General features: G+C 66.4%; 15 protein-coding genes and 1 tRNA gene. 8 read left to right on the forward strand and 8 right to left on the reverse strand.

The window, feature by feature from the left end; translation table 11 throughout:
• Window positions 1-21 precede the first annotated feature (21 nt).
• Complete coding sequence (locus A3G1_RS0115570) at window positions 22-1,074, reverse strand: LLM class F420-dependent oxidoreductase (RefSeq protein ID WP_018350404.1); 1,053 nt, start codon at window positions 1,072-1,074, stop codon at window positions 22-24.
• 94 nt (window positions 1,075-1,168) lie between these two features.
• Here A3G1_RS0115570 and A3G1_RS0115575 point away from each other — a divergent pair, with 94 nt between their 5' ends.
• From A3G1_RS0115575 to A3G1_RS0115585, 3 genes are all read left to right on the forward strand, one after another.
• A complete protein-coding gene (locus A3G1_RS0115575) occupies window positions 1,169-2,119 on the forward strand; it encodes an aldo/keto reductase (RefSeq protein WP_018350405.1) in 951 nt (316 codons plus the stop codon).
• 59 nt (window positions 2,120-2,178) lie between these two features.
• Complete coding sequence (locus A3G1_RS0115580) at window positions 2,179-2,370, forward strand: DUF5703 family protein (protein ID WP_018350406.1); 192 nt, start codon at window positions 2,179-2,181, stop codon at window positions 2,368-2,370.
• Between the two features lie 124 nt (window positions 2,371-2,494).
• Entirely contained in the window at window positions 2,495-2,917 is a 423-nt protein-coding gene (locus A3G1_RS0115585) for a hypothetical protein (protein WP_026212166.1), read from the forward strand.
• A 50-nt stretch (window positions 2,918-2,967) separates the two neighbouring features.
• Here the strand turns inward: A3G1_RS0115585 and A3G1_RS0115590 are convergent, their stop codons facing one another.
• From A3G1_RS0115590 to A3G1_RS0115600, 3 genes are read right to left on the reverse strand one after another with little or no spacing between them, the layout of a single operon-like run.
• Window positions 2,968-3,594, reverse strand: a complete 627-nt coding sequence (locus A3G1_RS0115590; protein ID WP_018350407.1) for a hypothetical protein — start codon at window positions 3,592-3,594, stop codon at window positions 2,968-2,970.
• Window positions 3,595-3,627: 33 nt separating this feature from the next.
• Window positions 3,628-4,941, reverse strand: a complete 1,314-nt coding sequence (locus A3G1_RS0115595) for a M20/M25/M40 family metallo-hydrolase (RefSeq protein ID WP_018350408.1) — start codon at window positions 4,939-4,941, stop codon at window positions 3,628-3,630.
• A gap of 27 nt (window positions 4,942-4,968) precedes the next feature.
• Window positions 4,969-5,820 carry an SGNH/GDSL hydrolase family protein gene (locus A3G1_RS0115600; protein WP_026212167.1) on the reverse strand — a complete coding sequence of 284 codons (852 nt, stop codon included), beginning with the start codon at window positions 5,818-5,820 and terminating at the stop codon, window positions 4,969-4,971.
• A 112-nt stretch (window positions 5,821-5,932) separates the two neighbouring features.
• Here A3G1_RS0115600 and A3G1_RS0115605 point away from each other — a divergent pair.
• Window positions 5,933-6,017 (forward strand) — tRNA-Leu (locus A3G1_RS0115605).
• A 27-nt stretch (window positions 6,018-6,044) separates the two neighbouring features.
• Here A3G1_RS0115605 and A3G1_RS35095 read toward each other — a convergent pair.
• Together A3G1_RS35095 and A3G1_RS0115615 are read right to left on the reverse strand one after the other, a co-directional pair.
• Complete coding sequence (locus tag A3G1_RS35095) at window positions 6,045-7,475, reverse strand: recombinase family protein (protein ID WP_157641162.1); 1,431 nt, start codon at window positions 7,473-7,475, stop codon at window positions 6,045-6,047.
• 419 nt (window positions 7,476-7,894) lie between these two features.
• Window positions 7,895-8,506 (reverse strand): hypothetical protein, encoded by a 612-nt coding sequence (locus A3G1_RS0115615; protein ID WP_018350411.1) that lies wholly within the window; start codon window positions 8,504-8,506, stop codon window positions 7,895-7,897.
• A 117-nt stretch (window positions 8,507-8,623) separates the two neighbouring features.
• Here A3G1_RS0115615 and A3G1_RS0115620 point away from each other — a divergent pair, with 117 nt between their 5' ends.
• Complete coding sequence (locus A3G1_RS0115620; RefSeq protein ID WP_018350412.1) at window positions 8,624-9,340, forward strand: hypothetical protein; 717 nt, start codon at window positions 8,624-8,626, stop codon at window positions 9,338-9,340.
• Between the two features lie 27 nt (window positions 9,341-9,367).
• Here A3G1_RS0115620 and A3G1_RS38610 read toward each other — a convergent pair whose 3' ends face one another.
• Entirely contained in the window at window positions 9,368-12,391 is a 3,024-nt protein-coding gene (locus tag A3G1_RS38610) for an FG-GAP-like repeat-containing protein (RefSeq protein ID WP_018350413.1), read from the reverse strand.
• A 4,833-nt stretch (window positions 12,392-17,224) separates the two neighbouring features.
• Between A3G1_RS38610 and A3G1_RS42370 the strand changes: the two genes are divergently transcribed.
• Entirely contained in the window at window positions 17,225-19,042 is a 1,818-nt protein-coding gene (locus tag A3G1_RS42370; protein WP_483804226.1) for an RHS repeat-associated core domain-containing protein, read from the forward strand.
• A 14-nt stretch (window positions 19,043-19,056) separates the two neighbouring features.
• A complete protein-coding gene (locus A3G1_RS41785) occupies window positions 19,057-19,410 on the forward strand; it encodes a hypothetical protein (protein WP_245563507.1) in 354 nt (117 codons plus the stop codon).
• Window positions 19,411-20,396: 986 nt separating this feature from the next.
• Here A3G1_RS41785 and A3G1_RS35110 read toward each other — a convergent pair.
• Window positions 20,397-20,612: a hypothetical protein gene (locus A3G1_RS35110; protein ID WP_018350416.1), complete on the reverse strand. Its 216-nt coding sequence runs from the start codon at window positions 20,610-20,612 to the stop codon at window positions 20,397-20,399.
• A 542-nt stretch (window positions 20,613-21,154) separates the two neighbouring features.
• Here A3G1_RS35110 and A3G1_RS0115650 point away from each other — a divergent pair.
• The gene (locus A3G1_RS0115650) at window positions 21,155-22,396 is read left to right on the forward strand and encodes an SGNH/GDSL hydrolase family protein (protein ID WP_026212169.1); all 1,242 of its coding nucleotides are present in this window, start codon (window positions 21,155-21,157) and stop codon (window positions 22,394-22,396) included.
• Window positions 22,397-22,541 lie beyond the last annotated feature (145 nt).

Raw genomic sequence — 22,541 nt, forward strand, 5'->3', positions numbered from 1 at the left:
CACTGCCTCAAGGCCACGTGACTACTCTGAAACGCCCGCCAGCTCGAACGCCTTCGCCGCCCCGCGCAGCGTCTCGATGCCGTCCTCGACGTCGGAGTCGAACGACACGACAGACAGCGTCGTGACCCCCGCCTCGGCATACGCCTTCAGGCGCTCGGCGATCCGCTCGACCGGGCCGAGCAGCGACGTGCGGTCCACGAACTCGAACGGGACGGCGGCCATCGCCTCGCGGTACCGCTTGTTGAGGAAGTGCTCCTGGATCTCGTCGGCGGCGTCGCCGTAACCCATCCGGGTGGCCAGGGCGTGGTAGAAGTTGTGCTCCTTGCTGCCCATGCCTCCGATGTAGAGGGACGCGTAGCCCTTCACCATCTCCGCGCACATCTCCGGGTCCTCGCCGATGACGATCGGCACGGCCGGGGCGATGTCGAAGCCCTCAAGGGTCTTGCCGACCTTGGCGCGGCCCTTCGCGAGGTGCGCGAGGTGCTCGGCGGCGGCCTCCGGCTCCAGGAAGATGGCCAGCCAGCCGTCGGCCAGTTCGCCGGTCAGCTCCAGGTTCTTCGGGCCGATCGAGGCGAGGTACACCGGGATGTCGGTGCGGTGCGGGTGCAGCGACAGCTTGAGCGCCTTGCCCGGGCCGTCCGGCAGCGGGAGCGTGTAGTGCTTGCCCTCGTATGTGACGGTCTTGCGGCTGAGCACCTTCTTGACGATGTCGATGTACTCGCGCGTCCGGGCCAGCGGCTTGCTGAACGGCACGCCGTACCAGCCCTCGGAGACCTGCGGTCCGGACACGCCCAGCCCGAGCCGGAACCGGCCGCCGGACAGGGTGTCGATCGTCGCGGCGGTCATCGCGGTCGCGGCCGGCTGGCGGGCCGGGATCTGCATGATGGCGCTGCCGAGCTCGATCCGCTCGGTCTGGGCGGCCAGCCAGGCCAGCGTGGCCGGGTTGTCCGAGCCGTAGGCCTCGGCGGCCCAGACCACGGAGTAGCCGAGCCGCTCGGCCTCCTGGGTGTACGCCAGGTTGCGCTGGGCCTGCTCGGCATTCGCCCAGTAGCCGAGGTTGAGTCCGAGCCGCATCGAGCCCTCCGCATATTACTCGTGAGTAGGTTGTGACCATCCTAGCGCCCGGCGGGGATACCGTCACGCCTGCCGAGCCGGTACCGTCGCCAGGATGCAGCAGCGACCCCTCGGCCGGAGCGGTCTCCACGTCTCCCGGATCGGCCTCGGCACCATGACCTGGGGCAGGGACACCGACGCTGACGACGCGGCAGACCAGCTCCGCACCTTCCTGGACGCCGGGGGCAACCTGATCGACACCGCCGACGTGTACGGGGAGAGCGAGGCCGTGATCGGCTCGCTGCTCGGCGGCCTGGTCGCCAGGGACGAGGTCGTGATCGCGACGAAGGCCGGGCTGCGGCCGGGGTACTTCCGCCGGCACGACAACTCCCGCCTGCACCTGCTGCGCTCACTCGAAGCCTCGCTGCGCCGCCTCGGTACCGACTACGTGGACGTCTGGCAGGTCAACGGCTGGGACCCCGTGACCCCGCTGACCGAGACGCTGTCCGCTGTGGAGGCCGCGATCAGCGCCGGGAAGGCACGGTACGCGGGCATCTCCAACTTCTCCGGCTGGCAGACGGCGCTGGCCGCCGGCGCCACCAGCTCACCGATCGTGGCGACCCAGGTCGAGTACTCGCTGCTCGAACGCGGCACCGAGCGCGAGGTCTTCCCCGCCGCCGGCGCGCTCGGGCTGGGCGTGCTGGCCTGGTCGCCCCTCGGGCGCGGGGTGCTGACCGGCAAGTACCGGCACGGCGTGCCCGCCGACTCGCGGGCCGGCTCCGAGCAGTTCGAGCGGTTCGTCGCCCCGTACCTCGACAAGCGGGCCGCAGGGATCGTGGAGGCCGTGGCGACCGCCGCCGACGGGCTCGGCTGCTCGCCGCTCGCCGTCGCGCTCGCCTGGGTCCGCGACCGGCCGGGGGTGACGGCTCCGCTGGTCGGGGCACGGACGGCCGCCCAGCTCCTCGGCGCGCTCGACGCCGAGAAGATCACCCTGCCGGCCCAGATCCGCCGGGCGCTCGACGACGTTTCCGCACTGACTCTGGGCTATCCGGAGCTGGCGGTTTAACCCCTTCACTTTGTGAACGCAGGGTGGCACGGAGCACAACAGATGGCCAGAATGAGGTCATGGACTACGAATACGTGCCGCTCCGCCTGCCCCCTGGCACCGATCGGCTTACCACCCAGGCACAGCTGACGATCCAGGCCGAGTACGGCGGCTGGGAGCTCGCCCGGCTCCTGCTCTTCGGAGACGGCACGCGGAAGGTCATCCTGCGCCGCCGGGTCACCGGCGGGCCGCTGCCAGCCTTGTCGTCCTGACCAGGCTCTTTTCTCGCGCGGCACCCAGGGCTGGTCCCGCGCCGGTCACGCGTGCCACGTCCCTCCCGAGGGCTGCCAGCGGCACCGGGGCAAAAATGTCAGAGGGTGCCGTCACGATGACCACATGACGAAGACTCTCCATACGTTCGAGGTCTCGCTCGCTGAGGCCCGCACCCGGTTTCCGCAGCTCGTCTCGTTCGCGGAGCTGTCAGGCCAGACCACGCTGATCTGGCGCGACGGCAGAGCGATCGCCGCGATCGTCCCCGCCCGGCAGGCGCAGGCACCCCAGGCTCCGGCACCGGCTCCGCGAGCCCCGGTCCAGCCCTCACCGGCGCCCGCTCCCCCGGCCGCGGCCGCCGCCGGCTGGGAGAAGCGGCTGACGCAGCTCCGCGACCAGCTGCACGCCCGGCACCGCGCCGAGATGCACGACGTGCTGGCTGCCCTCGGCCAGGCGTGGGAGGAGCTGTCCCGGCTCAGCCCGCCCGGCACCGACCGGAGCGTCGACCGGCTCCGTGCCGCCCACCAGCACCTGCTGGGCCGGTCCTGAACAGACGAACAGCGGGCGGCTGACCTGCCGCCCGCTGTGCTCCGAGGCTGCTAGTCCTCGTCCTCGTCCTCTTCGTAGGGGTGCTCGTCGAACCGGCCGACCAGCTTCTCGGTCGGGGCCGGGGCGAACAGGCTGTTCACGTCGTCCTCCGGCCCGGCGTCGAGGTCCACGGCGGCCTGGATCTCGCTGACCGTGACGACGCCCTCCAGCGGCTCCAGCTCCGGGATGTCCAGCGGGGCCAGCGAGCCGTCCCCGGCCTGGAGCAGCTCCAGCACCGCCTCGCCGACCGACTCGACGTCCGTGGTGTCCTGGGTGTCCTGCCGGAGCCGCTGGGCGGCCTTGAGCAGGGCGGCAGCGTTCGGCACCAGGTAGTCACGGCGCTGCCGGACGGCGATCAGCACCGGCTCGGCGTCCCGCTCGATCGTCACCGCCGCGAACTCGGCGTCGGCGGCGTCCGGGTCGATCGGCTGCACGTCCCACGGCGTGACCTCGCCGAAGCTGGCGAGCATCTCGTCGTCGTAGGCCACGGCCGCGTTGTTCAGCGCGACATAGGCCGCCCAGACGGCGTCGTCGTCGGGCTTGCCGTCGGCAGCCTGCACCGCTTTGAGGTGTACCCGCGCTGCGGTGACCACCTTCTCCAGTGCGGCTTCGAGCTCGGCGTGCCGGTCGTCGGTCATGGCTAGGCGCCTTTCAGCACAGGTGGCGTTGATTCAGCAACGCCGGAGGAAACGGTCAAGGACCTGCGTGCCGAACCGGAGCCCGTCGAGCGGTACCCGCTCGTCGATCCCGTGGAACAGCGCCGCGAAGTCCAGGTCGGCGGGCAGCTTCAGCGGGGCGAAGCCGAAACAGCGGATCCCGAGCCTGCTGAACGCCTTCGCGTCGGTACCCCCCGACAGCATGTACGGTACCGGCCGCGCGCCCGGGTCCACCGCGCGCAGTGCGCCGGCCATCGCGTCGACGAGCTCGCCATCGAAGCTGGTCTCCAGGCCCGGCTGCCGGTGGATGTAGTCGATGTCGATGTCCGGCCCGACGATCGCGCGCAGCTGCTCCTCCAGTTCCTCCGAAAGACCTGGGAGGCTGCGGCAGTCGATCGTCGCACTGGCCCTGCTGGGAATGACATTGTCCTTGTACCCGGCATCGAGCCGCGTCGGGTTCGCCGTGTGCCGCAGCGTCGCGCCGACGAGCCGGGCGATCGGGCCGAGCTTGGCGACCGCCGCCTCCGGGTCCTCCGGGTCGAACTCGATGCCGAGCACCTCGGATGACCGCTCCAGGAACTCCTTCACGGTCGGCGTCATCGTCACGGGGAAGCGGTGCGCCCCGATCCGCGCGACGGCCTCACACAGCGCCGTGACGGCGTTGTCGTCGTGGATCATCGAGCCGTGGCCTGGGCGGCCCTTCGCGGTCAGGCGCAGCCAGTCGAGGCCCTTCTGGGCTGTCTCGATCAGGTACAGCCGGAGGTCGTTGCCAGCGTCCACAGAGAACCCGCCGACCTCACCGATCGCCTCGGTGCAGCCGTCGAGCAGGTCGCGGTGGTTGTCGACGAGGTGGTGCGCGCCGTACGTCGAGCCGGCCTCCTCGTCGGCCACGAAGGCCAGCACGAGATCGCGGGGCGGGACGACGCCCTCACGCTTCCACTGGCGGACCGTCGCCAGCACCATCGCGTCGAAGTCCTTCATGTCGACGGCGCCGCGGCCCCACAGGTACCCGTCCTTGATCTCACCGCCGAAGGGGTGCGTCGACCACTCGGTCGGGTCGGCGGGCACCACGTCGAGGTGACCGTGGATCAGCAGGGCGCCGCGCGAGGAATCCGAGCCCTCGTACCGCGCGACCACGCTGGCCCGGCCCGGCTCGCTCTCTGTGATCACCGGGTCGAGGCCCACCTCGGCGAGCAGCGCGGCCACATGCTCGGCGGCGGCACGCTCCCCTGCGCTGGTCGCGTTGTCACCGGTGTTCGTCGTGTCGATCCTGATGAGGTCGCGGCAGATGTCGACGACCTCGTCCGCGGCCAGGGGGTGGGAAGTCATGCGCCCTTTCTACCACTCATTCCGGGTCTACCACTGGTACCCGGAAGCGTTCGTGACCCTGGCCAGCTCGGCCTGCCCGGCAGCGCTCGGATGGAAGAAGTCGATCGCGCTGACATGCTCCGGCTTGAACGCGAACCGGAACACCGCCCCGCCGTCCGTCTTACACGCGCTCCCGTACGCCTTGCACGCGCCGGCGATCTCCGCGTTGTAGGCGATCACCCGGTCCCGGACGGTCTTCCGGCGGGCCTGGTCTGCTGGCGCGTCGGAGGCCGGGTTCGCCAGCATCGCCTGGCACAGCCCCAGATCCCACCGGCTGACAGCCGTACTGTCCGCGCGCCCGATCTGCCAGAGCTGCTGGAGGTCGGGGATGCTGACCATGAGTACCTTCGCGCCCGGCGCGCCCTGCTTCAGCCTCGTCAGCGCGGTGTCCAGCCGCCGGCGGAAGTCAGCTGCCGAGGTCATCTGGCCGGTCGTGTTCCGGCAGGCGTCGTTGGCCCCGATCAGCACCGTCACATACGCCGGCTTGAGCGGCACGGCGTTGGCCACCTGGTCAGCCAGGTCCGAGACCCGGGCACCCGACTCGGCGAGATTCGTCCCCGCCTGCCCGACCAGCTGCGCGTGACTGCCGCCGAACGTACCCGTCGACCACGAGGCCTCCGGGCAGTCACCGAACCGGACCAGGCACGCGTTCATCCCCCGCGTGATCGAGTCGCCCAGCGCGACGACTCCGCCGGGCAGCTTCGGCGGGCGGGAACTCGGCGCGGCCGTCGGGCCAGGGCTGGCCACACCGGTCGCGGCAGGGGTGTCCACCCCCTCCGCAGAGGTACCGCAAGCAGCCAGAACAAGGGTGGTGAGCAGGGCGAGGAGGGGCCGGCGCATGCGACGACGGTAGCCGATTACGCCTCCGCGAAGGTTCCGTGTACAGTTACTCCCCGTGCGGCGGTCACGGCGAGGGAAACCTCCCGGGATGGCCGGATAACTACATATGCAAGTCCGAGTGGCGGAATGGCAGACGCGCTAGCTTGAGGTGCTAGTGTCCTTTATCGGACGTGGGGGTTCAAGTCCCCCCTCGGACACACAAACACCCCAAGGCGATCTTGGGACTACAGGCCGGGCAGGGCTACCTGTCCGGCCGTGCTGTATCCAGGCGAGCCTTGCGGGACGGTGATTGTCACGGTTTCCCGGTCCACGGTGATCATCACATCGCGGCGGCGCAGCTCTGCGGCTACCTCAGATGCCGTGGCCGTAGCCATGCCAGGCACCTCGTCCCGGACGATGTTGATAATCATGTCCTCCCTGGCGTACAGGTTCCGGATGCGATCTGTATCCCGATCCCGCCGCTTGGCGCTGGAGTGCCCATGGCGGCAGCGATAGGCGGGCCGGCTCCTGCCCCAATGCGCTGCCATCCGCCGGCCGCATAGCCCGCACACGACCAGGCCGGTGAGCAGATACGTCCGGGGTTTCTTCCCGCCATGCTCCGGCTTCACTCGCGTTTCCTGTGCCGCGACGAAGTCTTCCTGCGACACCAGTGCCGGGTGCGCCTGCTTGCGCGACATCACCCAGTCCGCGGCCGGGTTCCAGTGACGCTTGGCTTCAGTCTCACCCGACCCATCGTCGCCTGTCTCATGGTCGCCGCCTTGCCTGTTCCAGACTTCCCAGCCGGTGTAGCGCGGGTTCTCCAGGATCGACGCCACCGTGCGCAGGATCCACCCGCCCCCGGTGCGATGACGGTTACGGTCAGGGTCCGCCCCCGCCGGGCACGGCACGCCAGCACTATTCAGCTCTCTGGAGATCCTCGACAGCGTCCAGCCGTCCAGGCGCCGCTGGAACATCCACGTCACCCACGGCCCGGTCACGGGATCAGGCTCCAGACGCCGCAGCCTCCTCCCCCACGCGGCGTGCACACTGTTCGGATGCGGGCCAGCATCTACCAGCCGGTACCCGAACGGCGGCCGTCCTCCCTGGAACCGCCCCTGCAGATGTACCTGCTCGCGCATCGCCGCCGTTGTCCGGAACCTCGCCCGTTCTACCTCACGGCGTGCCTTGCTTCCCAGCCATAACACCAGCGCCACGTGCGCCGGATCGTCCAAATCGACAGGACCAAGCGTCTCGGGAAGCCATATCTGAACACCACTCCGCGCCAGCAGCGGCCCGAGCTGGACGAGCTGACGGCCGCAGAAAGCCCTGTCAGCCTCCCCTACCACGATCGCGTCGAACCCCCGGTCATCGCGTTCCAGATCCCTCAGCAACCGGCCAGCCTCCGGCCGCGACCACAACGCGACCCGGCGCGAGCATCCGACATCGAAATACCGCGCGACTATCACGCCCTGATTCCCGATCAGTTCCTGTGCACTGTGGAGCTGCCACGCCAGAGACGACTCCGGATCCTGGTACCCATGCGTGGACACCCGGCCAAGAAACGCAAACCGTATTCGCTGCTCAACGCCCTGCGCCGGTGAGCAGTGCCCCGAGCGCCGGGTGGCCATCCAGTTCCCCAGCGTGCTCCCGACAGCGGTGCTGCCGCTCGTCGTCATGGCAGCCACCCAGACCACCCCCTACCGCAGACAGGCCCTGAGTACAGAAGAGGGGAAACTGCGCGCCCTTTCCAGCAGCTGTTCCGTTCACCCGATCATCGGCACCCAGCGGGGCAGATAGCGGGCGCCTGGCCTGGCAACACAGCTAACGGTGGGCGAGCAAGAGCACTTCCCCTTCAGCTCGCGTCCGCTCGCTCGTGCGGATGGGCCGGACGCATGATCAGCGCAACTGAAGCGCCCCGGGTCCTTCTGCTTTTTCAGGGGGAGGGTTCTCCGGCCCGATGCCGGTCTGGGCACTGTTAGCGGTCACGGAGATTTCCGGCTGGGCGGAGAGTGATCTCCGGTTCGGCGGACAGTTGAGCCCCGGGGGCTGCCACGTCGTGACACAGGATGATCTGCTGTGGGGATCGCTGGTCGTCCTACGGCGCGGCAGGAAAGTAGCGCACCTTGCCGTGCCGGGGGACCAGGTAGCCCATGCCCTGACAAGGTGCTGGATCGCCGGTGAGATCTGCGGCGTACGTGTCCCCGGAGACCTCCCAGCCGATCAACCCGAGCTGGTAGCCGACCGCGGTGTACACGCCGGCGCCCACTTCGGCGAGCCAATCATCGATCGGGCGGCGCCAGGCAAACGAACCTGCGGCAGTGTCGGACGGATCGCCCGGGAGGTAGGTGTTCACGCGCGGGTCGGCGTGGCCGAGGGCTCCCAGTGGCAGGTAGAAGTCCAGCCAGTCAGGGCCGTCGTCCTCGCGTATCGCCACCACGCCGCATACCGTCTTGGCTCCGTTGGGCAGCTGGACAATGCCGTGTAGATGGCCGTGCTCGTTCAACGAGGCCAGCGTGCAGGCGACCGGATGTTGCGCATCAGGCTCGGCACTCCGGTCGGCGAAGCATCCCTCGACGCCGGCCACAGCCCACGCGGATCTGAGGGCTCGCTCCAGTCGCTCGTCGCTGCGGTCGCCCAGCTCGAGTGCCAGCTCGTAGAAGCCGCCGGCCCAGTTATCGGTAATGGTGAACTTCGAGGAATCGGCCACCGGCCGATCATCCACTACTGCCGGCCCGCACCGCCCGGATTTCACCGCGCCAATGCTCTGCTCACAGTAGCCGTGACCAGCAGCCGACTTGGTGTCCGCGTACCCGGGGATTCTGCTGTGCCGCTGGCAGGCGTCGCCGGAGACGCCTGCCCCGCCGTCCCGCAGCCTGCCGCCGTCGCTGAGCCTGTCGCGTACACGCTGACGACCAAAGTCCCGGCCCTGCTTCCACGTCCGCGTGTTCTCGTCCTCCAGTTGCCCGGTGGCCCGGTACACGTGATCATCACTGACCGGCTTCCGTCGTTCCCCGGCTCCCTGCGTCGTGTCTTCGCGTCCCGGGCCCCGGAGCGGCTCGTGGCGTTCCTCGGTTTTCGCACGTGGCCAGAGCTCGTCCCCAGGTACCCGTGGGCTGGTCTGTCGGCCAGGGACCCGTTCGAGCCGCTGGAGACGGTGGACCTGTTCAGCATAGGCTGGGTGCTCGACGCGTCCTGCGAGCTGAGCTCCCAGCCTGTGTGCCGCGACGTGTGCGGTGTGTGGGTGCCCGTACCGGACGTCTCCACCAGCGCCCTCCCGGCCGGCAGCCTGGACACGGCGATCCTGCTGTTCGGGGCGCTGTTCGCGAGCCGGGGCAGCAACTCGCAGCTCGCGACCCCGCAGCGGATCGCCAACTCGTCCGGCCCGTCGCAGGCGCCATCACTCAGGCGAGGTGGCTGCCCGCCGACGTGCTCCGGCATCACCTATGCGAGCAGCACCGGTACCGCTCCGCAAGCTGGTGGTGGCAGTTCCTCGACACCCTCGAACGCCGCTTTAAATTATGTTCGTGGCGGGTGTTCCTAGGAACACCCGCCACGAACATGAGTATCTCTATCCGAAAACTAACCGGTTCCAGTCGAGCTTTCCGCTGCCGCTCCGCCAGCCGATGCTTGAAGCGCCGTTGAAGCTGGTACCGGTAGACGGGTGGGTCCAGATGCCAGTGTCGCTGTTGTCGTAGTTGTAGTAGGCGACGATGTCAGCCTTGCCGTCGCCGTTGTAGTCAGAAGCCGTGATCTTCATTCGGGCCGGGTCCGCGTACCAGGCGGGGTGGTCATGCCAGCTGACAGGAGATCTCCATGTGTTACGGACCGCGCCAGCCGTCGGCTTGTTGCTGATGAACGTCCAGATCTTCCAGGACTGGTCGGCATAACCAGTGAGATGAGCAAGGTCAGTGGTGCCGTTGCCGTCGAAGTCGCCAGTCACGACCTTGACGTTGTCCAGGTACCAGCCGGTCTTCTGTTCCCAGAACTTGTCCATGGCACTGAACCCACCGGCACCGTCGGAAATCCATTCCCACAGGGCGGCGTGGCCGCCACCGTAGTTGTAGAAGGCTGCGATGTCGGCCTTGCCGTCTCCGTTGAAGTCGCCCGCGATCGGGGTGGCCGCCTTCATGTCCCAGTATCCGGCGGTGGCCTGGGACCACACCTGCTTGGCCAGGCCGAGGCTGGTGCCGCCGGACAGCCACATCCAGGCGCTGGCGCTGGCGTTGCCGTAGTCGAAGAACATGGCGGCGTCGCTTTTGCCGTCCGCGTTGAAGTCCCCAGCGATGAACTTCATCTGGCTGATCGGCGAGGAGGCCAGACCTGCATCGGTTTCGGGTAAAGACGTGTAGCCGTTGCTGTTGGACTGCAGGATGGAGACGTAGAGCTTGCCTGCGGCCTCACGGAATATCGCCACGTCAGATCGTCCATCGCCGGTGAAGTCCCCGGTGACGTGCCGGATCTTGCTGGCGTCGTATCCGGCATCCTTGCCGCTGGTCCAGGACTGGACAGGGTCGTACACGCCGTCCGGTTTGGAGATCCAGTCCAGCGTCGTCGCAGCACCATTGGCAGGGTCGGTGTAGCGGGCGGTGATGTCGGCAACGCCGTTGCCGTTAACGTCTCCGGGCTTCTTCGAGAGTTCAGCCTCCGGTTCCGAGGCGGTGAAGTGATATTTCCTGCTACCAGCGTGGATATTGCCTGCCTTGTCTCTCGCCCGGACGTAGAGATCCTGTGGACCGGGCGCGGTCATGTCCGGAGACCAGACGGTCACTGGCACGTCAGCCGTGCCGTCGCTGCGAGCCTTGACACTGGTGGCCGGCGGGTCGCTGAGGCCGTAGACGTATTCGGCGACGTCGGTGTCGCCGTCGGGCCTGAAAGTGAAGGTGGCGGTCTTGCGTGTCAGCCCGGGACCATAGTCGTCTTCGATGAAGTCCGGCGAGGTGACAATCGGGGCCTTGGGCGGAGTTCTGTCGACGACGAAATCGCACCAGCCGGACCATGGCCCAGTGGCGCCCGAGGCGTCAGTGGCCTTGACCCGCCACGAGATCCATTCGCCGTCCCTCAACGCTGTGGCTGGGATTGTGGTGGTTACCGGGGTTCCTGATGGCTTGTAGGCGGTATCAACCTCGGCGATGAATCCGCCGTTGGTGTAGGACCAGCCGAAGGTCGCCTTGACGTTCTCACCCGTAACGCTCGCATCAGGGTCACTGATGGTAGCACCCAAGCTGATTCCCTGACTGCCGTTGAAGTGCGGGCGCTGGCTGGCGGGCAGGCCGCTGACGCACTGGAAATTGCCCTCAGCCGACAGACCAGCGGGGATGTTCGGGCTGGTGTTGTAGTTGATGACAATGGCTGGGTTGTTGTCGAATTTCTTCCAGCCAAATGCGTCAGATTCGTTGCTGGCTTTCAGGCCGACAGCGACCGTGTTCCAGCCGCCCGACGCGGCGGATTGGAACAGGCTGGTGAGGTTCCATTCGAGCGGGAGCGCAGGGCAGTCGCCGCTGTAGCCGCTGGCGGCCCAGAGGGTTCCCTGGTTGCTGTACCACGCGGGCTGTTTGGTCCAGGTCGTGCTGCCGTCGATGACCCCGGTGTGCCACAGCTCGACGGGCCGGGCGTTGCAGGACCAGGAGTAGGTTTCGCTGATCTTGAAGGTCGCCGACAGGATCTGCTTGCCGGCCACAGATCCGACGCCGAACTGGAAGAACGACCGGTTTGTCTGACCTGTATCCGATTCGTAGCCGACCCGGGCGATGTCGTTGGCATTGAGGTAGTTGGTGCCGGGGTATTGCTTCCACACCGACGTCCAGCTACCCCGGTTGAGGGTGATCCAGGGGTCGATGTGGACCGGGTAGACGGTGTCCGGCCCAGTGAGGAGTTTCTGATCCGGGACCAGAGACAGTTCACCCGGCTTGAGCTCGATGCCCAGCGGGGCGTGCCTGGCGCCCGCAGGTGCTGTTTCAGCGGGAGCCGCAGTTGCTGCACGGAGCTTGGTGGCGTTGCCGGAACCAGCTGCCGAGGAATCCCACATCTTCGGTGTCGGGCCGCGGAAGACCACGCTTCCGGCCGCGTCGGTGGCTGTGAGATTGCCCGCTGGGTCGGAGGCCAGCGTGAGGCCCTGGGTCCTGGTGGTGAACTTCACCTTGGCCAAGGCGGGATTGCTGGCGGCCTCGCGGGTCTTGACGACGAGAACCTCGGAGAAGCCCTCGGCATCGGCTCGGACGCGCAGGTCGACGCCGGGCATCACTTCGGGGTAAGTCGCGGTGTCCCCTGTCAGGGTCGGCTTGGGCAGTTTGCCCGGCCACCCCAGGGTGAACGAGGTACTGGTGCGGCTGGCTGTCGCAAGTGGCTGCTCTCCACCGCCGGAGAAGCTCAGGTCAACGGTGGTGGCCTTCGGCGCGACAGTACCGTCCGGACGGGTGGCCAAGGTCGTGTCAACGGGTACCCAGCCGTCGCCTCTGGCCACCCTGATGGGGCGGACATGCTGCTCCTCCGACAGGGTGCCATCGGGATTAGCCCAGCGCGTGGTGGTCTCGGAGCGCTTGCTGGTGACTTCCACCCGAGTCTTCAGGGTGCGGGCGGCGGCGACGGCGCTCACCTCGCTGGGCTGTTCCGCAGCCGGAGGGGCTGCCATGGCTGGTGGAGCTGAGAGCAGCGGCACTGGCACAGCAGCGGCAACCGCGAAGACGAGTAAGTGTGGCGCGCGGTTCCGCCAACGCCGGTTACTTCGAGTCACGACCGAACCTTTCCCCGTGTGGTTCTGCCCAGCGGTCCCCAGGGCAGCGGCCGTGACTCTACGTGCACTTTCACTGGCGTCCAAACCCGAAGCAGTGATACATAGCGGGTAAATGGCCGAGGGGTGATGTTAAGGAACTGTGAATATCACGGCTCGGTCACGTTTGATTCGAAGGCTGGTGTGCGGTTTGACACCGCTTCCGAAAGCGCAGTTAGGGTGCCCGTCGACACGCAGCGTATTCATAACCTCGGGGGAGGAACCGTGCACTTGTACGGCCGCTGGAAGGCGACCTCAAGCAAACGCGCGATCATCACGGCATTGAGCACGATGCTGGTGACTGGCCTGCTGGGGCCAGCACCAGCCTTGGCTGCGCCTTTCACGCCATCGGCGCCTCAGCGGGATAAATCCGTCCGAGTGACGAACGTGAAACCCAGCCCACGGACGTCCGATGAAGGCGCCAAGCGGGCCCTGCGTGCTTCTCCCAAGGTCACTTGGCCGAGTGCCGGAGCCGCGGAATTGGAAGTTCCCGGACCTGGAGCTGGGAAGGTCAAGGCAGGATCGCTTCCTGTCGAAGTCAGCACACCCGCCGAGGCCGGAAGCCCCGCGGCGCCACCGTCTGCTGGCAAGCGCAAGGCCAGGGTCGAGATCCTCGACCGCAAGGTAGCCGAGCGAGCCAAGCAGCACGGCGTCCTCCTGCGCGTCGACAGCCCCGCGTCTGGCAAGGTGCGGCTCGACCTCGACTACTCCACGTTCCGCGACGCGTTCGGCGCCGATTGGGGCTCACGGCTGCGGCTGGTCAGCCTGCCGGAATGCGCACTGGTAACGCCTGACAAGCCTGGGTGCGAGGGCGTGCCAGTGCCCTCAAAGAACGATGCCAAGAGCAGCAAGCTGTCAGCTGATGTCGAGGTCTCCGCGACGGGGGCGATGCCACGTAGTGCCGGCTCCGCGCCGATGCTCTTCGCCGCTGCCGCAGCCCCGACCGGAGGCAGCGGTGACTACACGGCCACCTCTCTGTCGCCCTCGGCCACCTGGAACTCTGGCGGCTCGGCCGGCGACTTCACCTGGAACTATGACCTGAGCACTCCGCCCGTCCCCGGCAACCTGGTACCGAAGCTGAGGTTCTCGTACTCCTCCGCCAGCGTTGACGGCCGGACATCGGCGACCAATAACCAGCCTTCCTGGCTTGGTGAGGGCTTCGACTTCTGGCCTGGGTTCATCGAGCGCCGCTACAAGCCGTGCATGGATGACATGACCGGCGGCAACAACACCACCAAGACCGCCGACCAGTGCTGGTACGCCGACAACGCCACGATGACGCTCAACGGATCGGCGACGGAACTGGTCCGCGACGATGCAACCGGTGTATGGCGTCCGAAGAACGACAACGGCGCCCGGGTCGAGAAGATCACGGGCGCGGTCAACGGCGACAACGACGGTGAACACTGGAAGGTCACCACTGTAGACGGGACGCAGTACTACTTTGGCCTGCAGCGCCTGCCCGGCTGGGCGGCAGGCAAGCCGGAGACGAAATCGGTGTTCACCATGCCGGTCTTCGGTAACCACACTGGTGAGCCGTGCAAGGCCGGTGCTTTTGACCTCTCGTGGTGCCAGCAGGGATGGCGATGGAACCTCGACTACATCGTCGACACCCACGGCAACGCGATGAGCTACTACTACGAGCAGGAAACCAACAACTACGGGCGTAACCTCGACTCCGCCAAGGCTACTGGCTACACCCGGGGTGGATACCTGGCCCGCGTGGACTACGGCATGCGCTCGGGCGAGGAGTACCTTGGCGCTCCGGCGCGGGTGGTGTTCGGCTCAGCCGATCGTTGCATCCCCGGAACCAGTTGCGACAAGAGCCAGCCTGCGAACGCCCCGGACATCCCGTGGGACCAGAACTGCGACAGCGGTACCTGCGCGAAGTTCGCCCCAACCTTCTGGACCACCAAGCGACTGGCCAAGGTAACCACACAGATCTGGGGCGGATCCGCCTACCGTGATGTGGATTCCTGGACACTCGAACACAGCTTCCCAGCCAGCGGCGACGTAACCAAGCCCGTGCTGTGGCTGGACTCGATCACCCGCGCCGGTCACGTCGGTGGCACCGCGGTGATGCCCAAGGTGACCTTTGCCGGCACGCAGATGCCCAACCGCGTCGTCGCGGCCGATGGCATCGACCCTATGATCCGCCGCCGCATCAACGCGATCTTCAACGAGACCGGCGGATCCATCGCGGTGAACTACTCAGCCGCCGAATGCAGCGCAGACACGAAGCCCACTCCTGAAACCAATACGACCCGGTGTATGCCGGTCTATTGGACCCCGCAAGGTTTCACTGAGCCGACTCTGGACTGGTTCAACAAGTACGTGGTCACGTCTGTGTCCGAAAGTGACAACACAGGTGGTTCGCCCGGCACCGTCGTCCGCCACGAATATATCGGGAATCCGGGCTGGGCCTACGACGACAACGACCTGACCAAAGACAAGCATCGCACCTGGGGCGTCTGGCGCGGATACCAGAAGGTTCGCACCACCACTGGCGAGGCATGGGAACCACAGGGCCTGACCGAGACCTCCTACTACCGAGGTATGCACGGCGACAAACTGTCCTCGGGAACCCGGACCGCTACGATCACCGACTCCGAAGGTGCCGTCGTCAACGACGACAAGTGGCTGACCGGCAGGTTGCGTGAAAGCATCACCTACAACGGTCCCAGCGGTTCAGCGGTAGCCAAGACCATTACCGACCCGTACACCTCCGCACCGACCGCGAGCCGGACCTATAACGGCCGCACCAGCGAGGCCCGGGTCGTGGCAACCGGCAAGTCCCGCAGCTACACAGCCCTTGCTGGTGGTACCTGGCGCGTCACCGAACTCGCCAGCACCTACGACGCCCAGGGCCTCGTCACCCAGGTGGACGACCTCGGAGACATCAAGGTCGACAACGACAACAAGTGCACCCGGACCACCTATGCCCGCAACGACGCCAAGTGGATCCTGAACAAGCCCAGCAGGATCGAAACCGTTGGCTCCGCATGCGGCCAAACTCCGGCCTTCCCCGGTGACGCATTGACGGACCTGCGCACCTACTACGACGGCAACGCAACGCTCGGCCCGGTTGACAAGGGCGACGCGACCCAGGTTGACGCCATCTCCGGCTGGAGCAACGGCCAGCCTGTCTACACCGTTACCGCAACGTCGACCTTCGACGCCTACGGCCGCGCCCTGACCATCCGCGATGTGCTCGGCCGGACCATCACCACCGAGTACACCCCTCAGATGGGGCTTGTCACCAGCACCAAGGCGACCAACGCAGCCGGGATGAGCAGCACAACGACTGCAGACCCGGCTACTGCGCTTCCCACCTCCAAAATCGACACCAACGGCAAGCGCACCGACCTGGCATACGACCCTCTGGGCAGACTTCTCAAGGTCTGGCTGCCCGGCCGGAACAAGGCCACGGACACCCCCAACATCGAGTACGAGTATCTTGTCCGCACCGACGGGCCGATCACCGTGACGTCGAAGAACCTGATGGCAGACGGTACCTACCGGTCCACGTTCGCTCTCTATGACGGGCTCATGCGCCCTCGGCAGACCCAGACCGCCAGCCCCAACGGCGGACGCCTGATCACTGAGACCAAGTACAACAGCCGCGGCCAGGCATTCAAGAAGAACGGCCCGTACTACAACACCGCAGCACCTGGAAACAGTCTGGTCACGGCGAACGACAATGAGGTGCCCGGCCAGACCGTCGTCACCTTCGATGGCGCGGGCCGGGCCATCGCCGAGACGTTCTGGGTTTACGCCACCGAGAAATGGCGCACCACAACCGCGTACTTCGGTGACCATGTCGACGTGACTCCGCCCCAGGGTGGCGCTGCGGCCAGTACGTACACCGACGCGCGTGGGCGGACTTCCGAAGTCCGGCGGTACAGATCCGGCTCGCCGTCGGGAACCTATGACACCACCAAATACACCTACACCAAGCAGGACGCGCTCGCCACGGTCACCGACCCGGCCGGAAATACCTGGACCTACGGTTATGACATCCGGGGTCGGCTGATCTCCTCGACCGATCCCGACAAGGGCGCCAGCACCAGCACCTACGACGACGCCGCCCAGTTGCTAACCACCACTGACGCACGCGGCAAGACCCTCGCGTTCAACTACGACACTCTGGGGCGTAAGACGTCGGTCCGAGCCGGCTCGCAGACCGGCCAGCTGCTGGCCAAATGGACATACGACACCCTCTACAAGGGCCTTGCCACATCCAGCACCATCTTCAACAACGGCAACGCCTACACAACTGAGACCACGGGCTACGACGAGGCCTACCGGCCCACCGGTACCAAGGTCACCATTCCGGCCTCGGAAGGCAAACTCGCCGGGACCTACGCCTTCGGCTCCACCTTCAACATCGACGGCTCCGTGGCCACGCAAAGCCTGCCAGCAGCTGGCGACCTGCCAGCAGAAACTCTCACGTTCGGCTACACGCCCCTCGGCCTGCCGCTGAAGACGACCGGGCAGACGCCGTACGTCACCAACACCACCTACACCAGCTACGGCGAGCAAACCCAGCTCGAACTCACCACGACAACCAACGCCACCAAGCGCTTGTGGCTGTCCTCCTACTACGAAGACGGCTCACGCCGACTGCAGCAGACCCTGGCCGAACGTCAGGCCACCGGCATGCAGCAGGGCAAGACCACATACACCTACAACCCGATCGGCAACATCACACAGATCTCGGAGGCCCCCAAGGCAGCTGCAGCCGAGACCCAGTGCTTCCGGTACGACCACGCCCGCCGTCTTACCGACGCATGGACGCTTGGAAGCACCACGCCCGACTGCAGCCAGGCACCTGGCAACACCACAATCGGCGGGCCTGCACCGTACTGGCACAGCTGGACCTTCGACACCACTGGTAACCGGCTCAGCGAGACCCGGCACGCCAGCACCGGTGACACAACCAGGACGTACGTCTACGCTGCTGCGGGCCAAGCCCAGCCTCACGCCGCCCGTTCGGTGCGCACCACCGGCCCTGGCGCAGACCGGACCGACGCCTACGGCTACGACGTCACCGGCAACACGACCACCCGGCCCAATGGGACCAGTACCCAGGCACTGGAGTGGAACATCTTCGGCAAGCTCGCCAAGCTCACCGAAGGTAGTGCGACCCACAGCTTCGTGTACGCAGCCGACGGCACGCGCATCCTCCGGCGTGACACGACGGGTACGACTCTTTATCTCGGCTCCAGCGAAGTGCGCCTGGACAACTCTTCACAGGCCCTGACCGGAACCCGGTACTACACGCACGGCGGAGCCACCGTCGCAGTCCGCACCGTGGCTGGGGTGACGTGGCTGGCAACTGATCACCATGGCACCAACACCATGGCCTTCAAGGCATCGGACCTGTCGGTGCAGTTCCGCCGGGCCTCGCCGTACGGCGAAAGCCGAGGCACCGCGCCGACCGCATGGCCAGGCGACAAGGGCTTCGTCGGAGGTACCAACGACCCGACTGGCCTCGTCCACATCGGAGCGCGCGAGTACGACCAAACCGCCGGACGGTTCATCTCCGTTGACCCGATCCTTGACACCAAGGATCCCCAGCAGATGAATGGCTACACCTACGCCAACGGCAATCCCATCAGCATGAGTGATCCCACTGGACTCCGGCCCGAATGTGGCGATGGAAACATGTGGGATAAGTGTGACAACTCGCAGAGCCCCGACGAAGCTCCTGACGGCTGCGAGGGTATGGGTTGTAGTGGCTGGGACGACAACAACTCCAACCATGGCCGGCCCATCGACGTCAGCCCCGGCAACCCGCTCACTGAGATCCAAGTCGCCACGTTCCTGTATCCGACCAGGCACGTCGACTCGCTGAGCCGCAACGAGCGAGCTTCTGTCAGGCAGTCCTTCATTCAGCACAACTTCCCCAAGGAATACAGGAAGTGGGCCGAGGCTGAACTCAAGAAGCAAGACGAGGAGTTCCATGAACTCTTCAGCTGGATTCCGGTCATTGGAATCCCATCTGCACTCATCGTTGCGAAGCGCGACGCCAGCAAGGGCCACTACGTGGCTGCCACTCTCGGCGCTGCAGGCATTATTCCGGCCGGTAAGGTGGGAAAGGTCTTGGCTGGCGCTGGGGATCTGGCGAAAGCCGGCAAGGCTGCCGACGTATTTGTGCAAGTTGAGAAAGGTGGAACTCGCTACAGATACGCAAGCCGCGGGGAGACGCAGTTCGAGTTCAAGACTGGCCACGGCTTCGATCGAGCGCACACAGGTCCTGGCGGCGTGAAGCGGGACTTTGGCGGCTCGGGCCTTACCCCAGACGATATCGAATCCAGTATCATGGATGATCTGATGACAAAGCTCGACAGCCTTCCTGCTTCCAGACCACATGAAGGTGCTGTCGTCATCAACGGACAGTATGCTGTCGGATATCGCGTGATCAGCCTGCCTGGCAAAGTAAGTGTAGCGACCTATTGGCCAGCTGGGTCATAGGGGAAGGTGTGTGGGTGATGAGTGTGGACCCCCTTGACATTGCGGCTCGGCAACTGACTGGGCAGCTTCAGTCGGATGGTGACCCGCGCATCGGTGCGCTCGCGGTTGAATACATCGAAACAATCGCTTACGCCGACGCGGACGCCATTCTCCATATGCTGCATGTCAGTCTTGAAGAGCGTGGCTGGTACTTGCCCGTCTGGGCTCGATTGCTGGCCTACCGCCTCGCTTGTCTTCAGCGACCACAAGACGCTGAACTCCTGCGTGAGGCCGCCAATGATCTCGTGCTGCACGGCCCGGACTGGGATGACATAGCTGCGCAGTTGATGGATAGGGCTCTAGCGGTCGAAGGTCGCGAGTCTTCGTAGACAGCTAGACATAGGTGCCCTATAGGGCTGAATGCAATGTGCATCGATACGAGGGATCGCCTGTATAGCAGGCGGTCCCTCGGCTGGTGGTCCGCTAGTTCTGGCTGCAATGGCTGTAGCACTGATGGCGGCATCGCCATCGTGGCCACCGATGCCCGGGACGTTCTGGGTGGCTCTACTTTCCCCGTTGCCGTCCTGCATGGATGTTCGTTGTGATTGGCGTGAATGAGATCGCGGGGTAGTCGCTGGGGCTGGATGATCTCATAGCGCGGGTGGCTGGCCGGTTCGGGCAGCCTGAACCGCTGCGGCGGCCCCGTCGTACGTGCCGGGTTTGCTGCCGCCTGCGCAGGGGAAGAATGACTGGATTCTTGAGCCATCACATCACGTAAGTAGGCCAATCTCCGCAGTGAAATCTCGCCAGCCCTGCAACGACCATACAACCGGCTGGATCGGCGAAGTGAATCGTCGCGTCCAGTCCATATTTGACAGTCGCGGAAGTATCAGCTAGTTTGACCACATGAACACCTGTGTGTGGCACAGGTGCTACTGGGGCGCGTTCAAGTCCCCCTTCGGACACTCAATTACCCCATATAGATCTTGGGGTTACAGTCCCGGCAGGGTCGGTTGTAGCGGTTTTGCAGCTGATCTGGTCGGGGCTTTCTGCTTCTCCTCCTCTCTGGGCGAGAGCTCCCACCGGCCTCGGTGACAGACGACGACCGCTTCCTGGGGGCGCAGGTAAGCAGCCGGGTCAGCAACCTCCTGAAGTAAGCCGCGGAGCCACTCGAGAATCCGGTCCCCTCGTTGGTACAGATTCCTGATTCTGTCTTCAGCAGATTTGGCTGAGCTGGTGCGGCCGTGCTGGCAACGGCAGCCTGCCCGGCCGTTGACCCAGTGCGCGTCCATCCGCCGACCGCACGGCCCGCACGTCACCAGCCCCGTCAGCTTGCAGGTCCTCACTGAACCGTCCGGGCACGGCCGGGCGGACGCTACTCCTTCATCACTTTCACGAATCTGAAGAACTCCTCGTCGTCGATCGGGGGGTGGCCGCCGTGGCGGCTGGCTTCGACTGTGTGGGGGTCGGGGTGGTGTTTGCTGAAGTACTCGACGATGTGGAATCCGCATTTGTTGACGTAGCCCGCCTCCATAGGCGACTTGATCTTCTCGCTCGCCGCGCCCGGCGGCAGCGCCGGCGTGCGCCACAACGGGGCCTGGCGCCTCGGGCGGAAACATCGACCAGACCCATGTCCAGCGAGGCCCGCAACGGTACCTGGGCCTCCGGCTCCGCCTCCACGGCCGAACCCGGCAGGATCGACACCTGAGCACTGACGGTGGCTTGATCGGCAGTTCGGCTCAGAAGACGCAGCCTGATTACGCTCTCTGATCCGAACTCGCGATCACCGCAGAATAGCGGTCAAGAAGTGACCGGAATCCCGCATAGCGTGAGCGCATGCCGATCAACTGCCACGTCCTCAACCGCACCTGGTCCGGAGCCGGATCATCTCCGACGCCGACCGGGCGCTGGTGATGCCGGGTGGCTCGATCATGCGGCCGGCGTTCCTGGTCACGGGTTCGTGCAGGGGGTGCGGGAACTGCCCGGCGGCCGGGTGCTGCTCACTCCGGCCCGCCCGCTGAGCCCGGCCCAGGCCACCGAGACGGAGTCGCTCGCCGCGTTCGTAAAGGTGGATGCGGCCGTAGCGTTCGCACGTTAGCTTCAAGATCAACATCGAAGTAAAGGACACTCCTTATGAGATTGACCTCCCGTCTGCTCGCCGTGGCGGTCCTCGCCGCCGCCGTCGCCGTGCCCGGCACCGCCGGCGCGGCTCCGGCCCGGCCATGGGTCGCCGGCTGGGCCACGGCGCCGCAGCACCCGATGCCGGGCGCCGATTGGCAGGGACCGAACTGGTCCATGGAGGGCTTCGCCGACCAGTCGGTCCGGCAGGTCGTCCGGGTTACCGCCGCTGGCTCCCGGGTCCGGATCCGGCTGTCCAACCAGTACGGCACCGCACCGCTCCGGCTGGCCGGGGCGACCGTTGCTAAGGCCGGCGACGGCCCTGCGGTGCTGCCCGGTACGGTCCGGCGGCTCACCTTCGGCCGTTCCGCGTCGACGGTGATCTCTGCCGGCGGATCGCTGGCCAGTGACGACGTCCATCTCAAGGTCGACGCGCTCGACAAGCTGACCGTCACGCTGTACTTCGCGGTCCCCACCGGCCCGGCGACGTTCCACGAGACCGGCCTGACCACCACCTGGCGGGCGGCCGGCGACCACCTGTTCGACCAGGGCGGGTTCACCGACGGCGGCAGCCACTCGTGGTACTTCCTGTCCGGCGTCGACGTCAGCGGCGGCTCGCGCGGCACCGTGGTCGCGTTCGGCGACTCGATCACCGACGGCGTGTTCTCCACCGCGAACACCGACCGGCGCTACCCCGACCGGCTCGCCGCCCGCCTCGCCGGCACCCACCGCAGGCTCGGCGTCGTCAACGCCGGGATCAGCGGGAACCGGGTGCTCAGCGACACGACCTGCTTCGGCGAGAGCGCGCTGCACCGGTTCCGCCGGGACGCGCTCGACCAGCCGGGTGTGCGGACCGTGATCGTGCTGGAGGGCATCAACGACATCGGAACGGCCGGCACCGACTTCGGCTGCGGACCGTCCCCGGTGATCACCGCCGACGACCTGATCGCCGGGCACCGCCGGCTGATCCGGGCGGCGCACGAGCGCGGCGTCCGGGTGCTGGGCGCGACGATGACCCCGGTCAAGGGCAACCAGTACGGCTACGACACACCGGAGAAGGAAGCGATCCGCGACGCGGTGAACACGTGGATTCGCACCTCGGGCGAGTACGACGGGGTCGTAGACCTCGACCGGGCGCTCTCCGACCCAGCCGACCCGGACGCGATGCGGACCGAGTACGACGGCGGCGACGGGCTGCACCCGAAAGACGCCGGCATGCAGGCCATAGCCGACGCGGTGGACCTCGCGCTGCTCTGACCCGCTCGACCCGGACGGGGCGACGCCACAGCTGGCGCCGCCCCGTCCCGCGTTCCCAGCCGCCGCCCGCACCGTACCGCCCATGGCGCGACCTCGGTTTACGGCGACGTCATGGGTGATACGGCGTAGCTCTCGCAGTGCGGCG

It is taken from the genome of Longispora albida DSM 44784 (assembly GCF_000379825.1).
GTDB lineage: Bacteria > Actinomycetota > Actinomycetes > Mycobacteriales > Micromonosporaceae > Longispora > Longispora albida.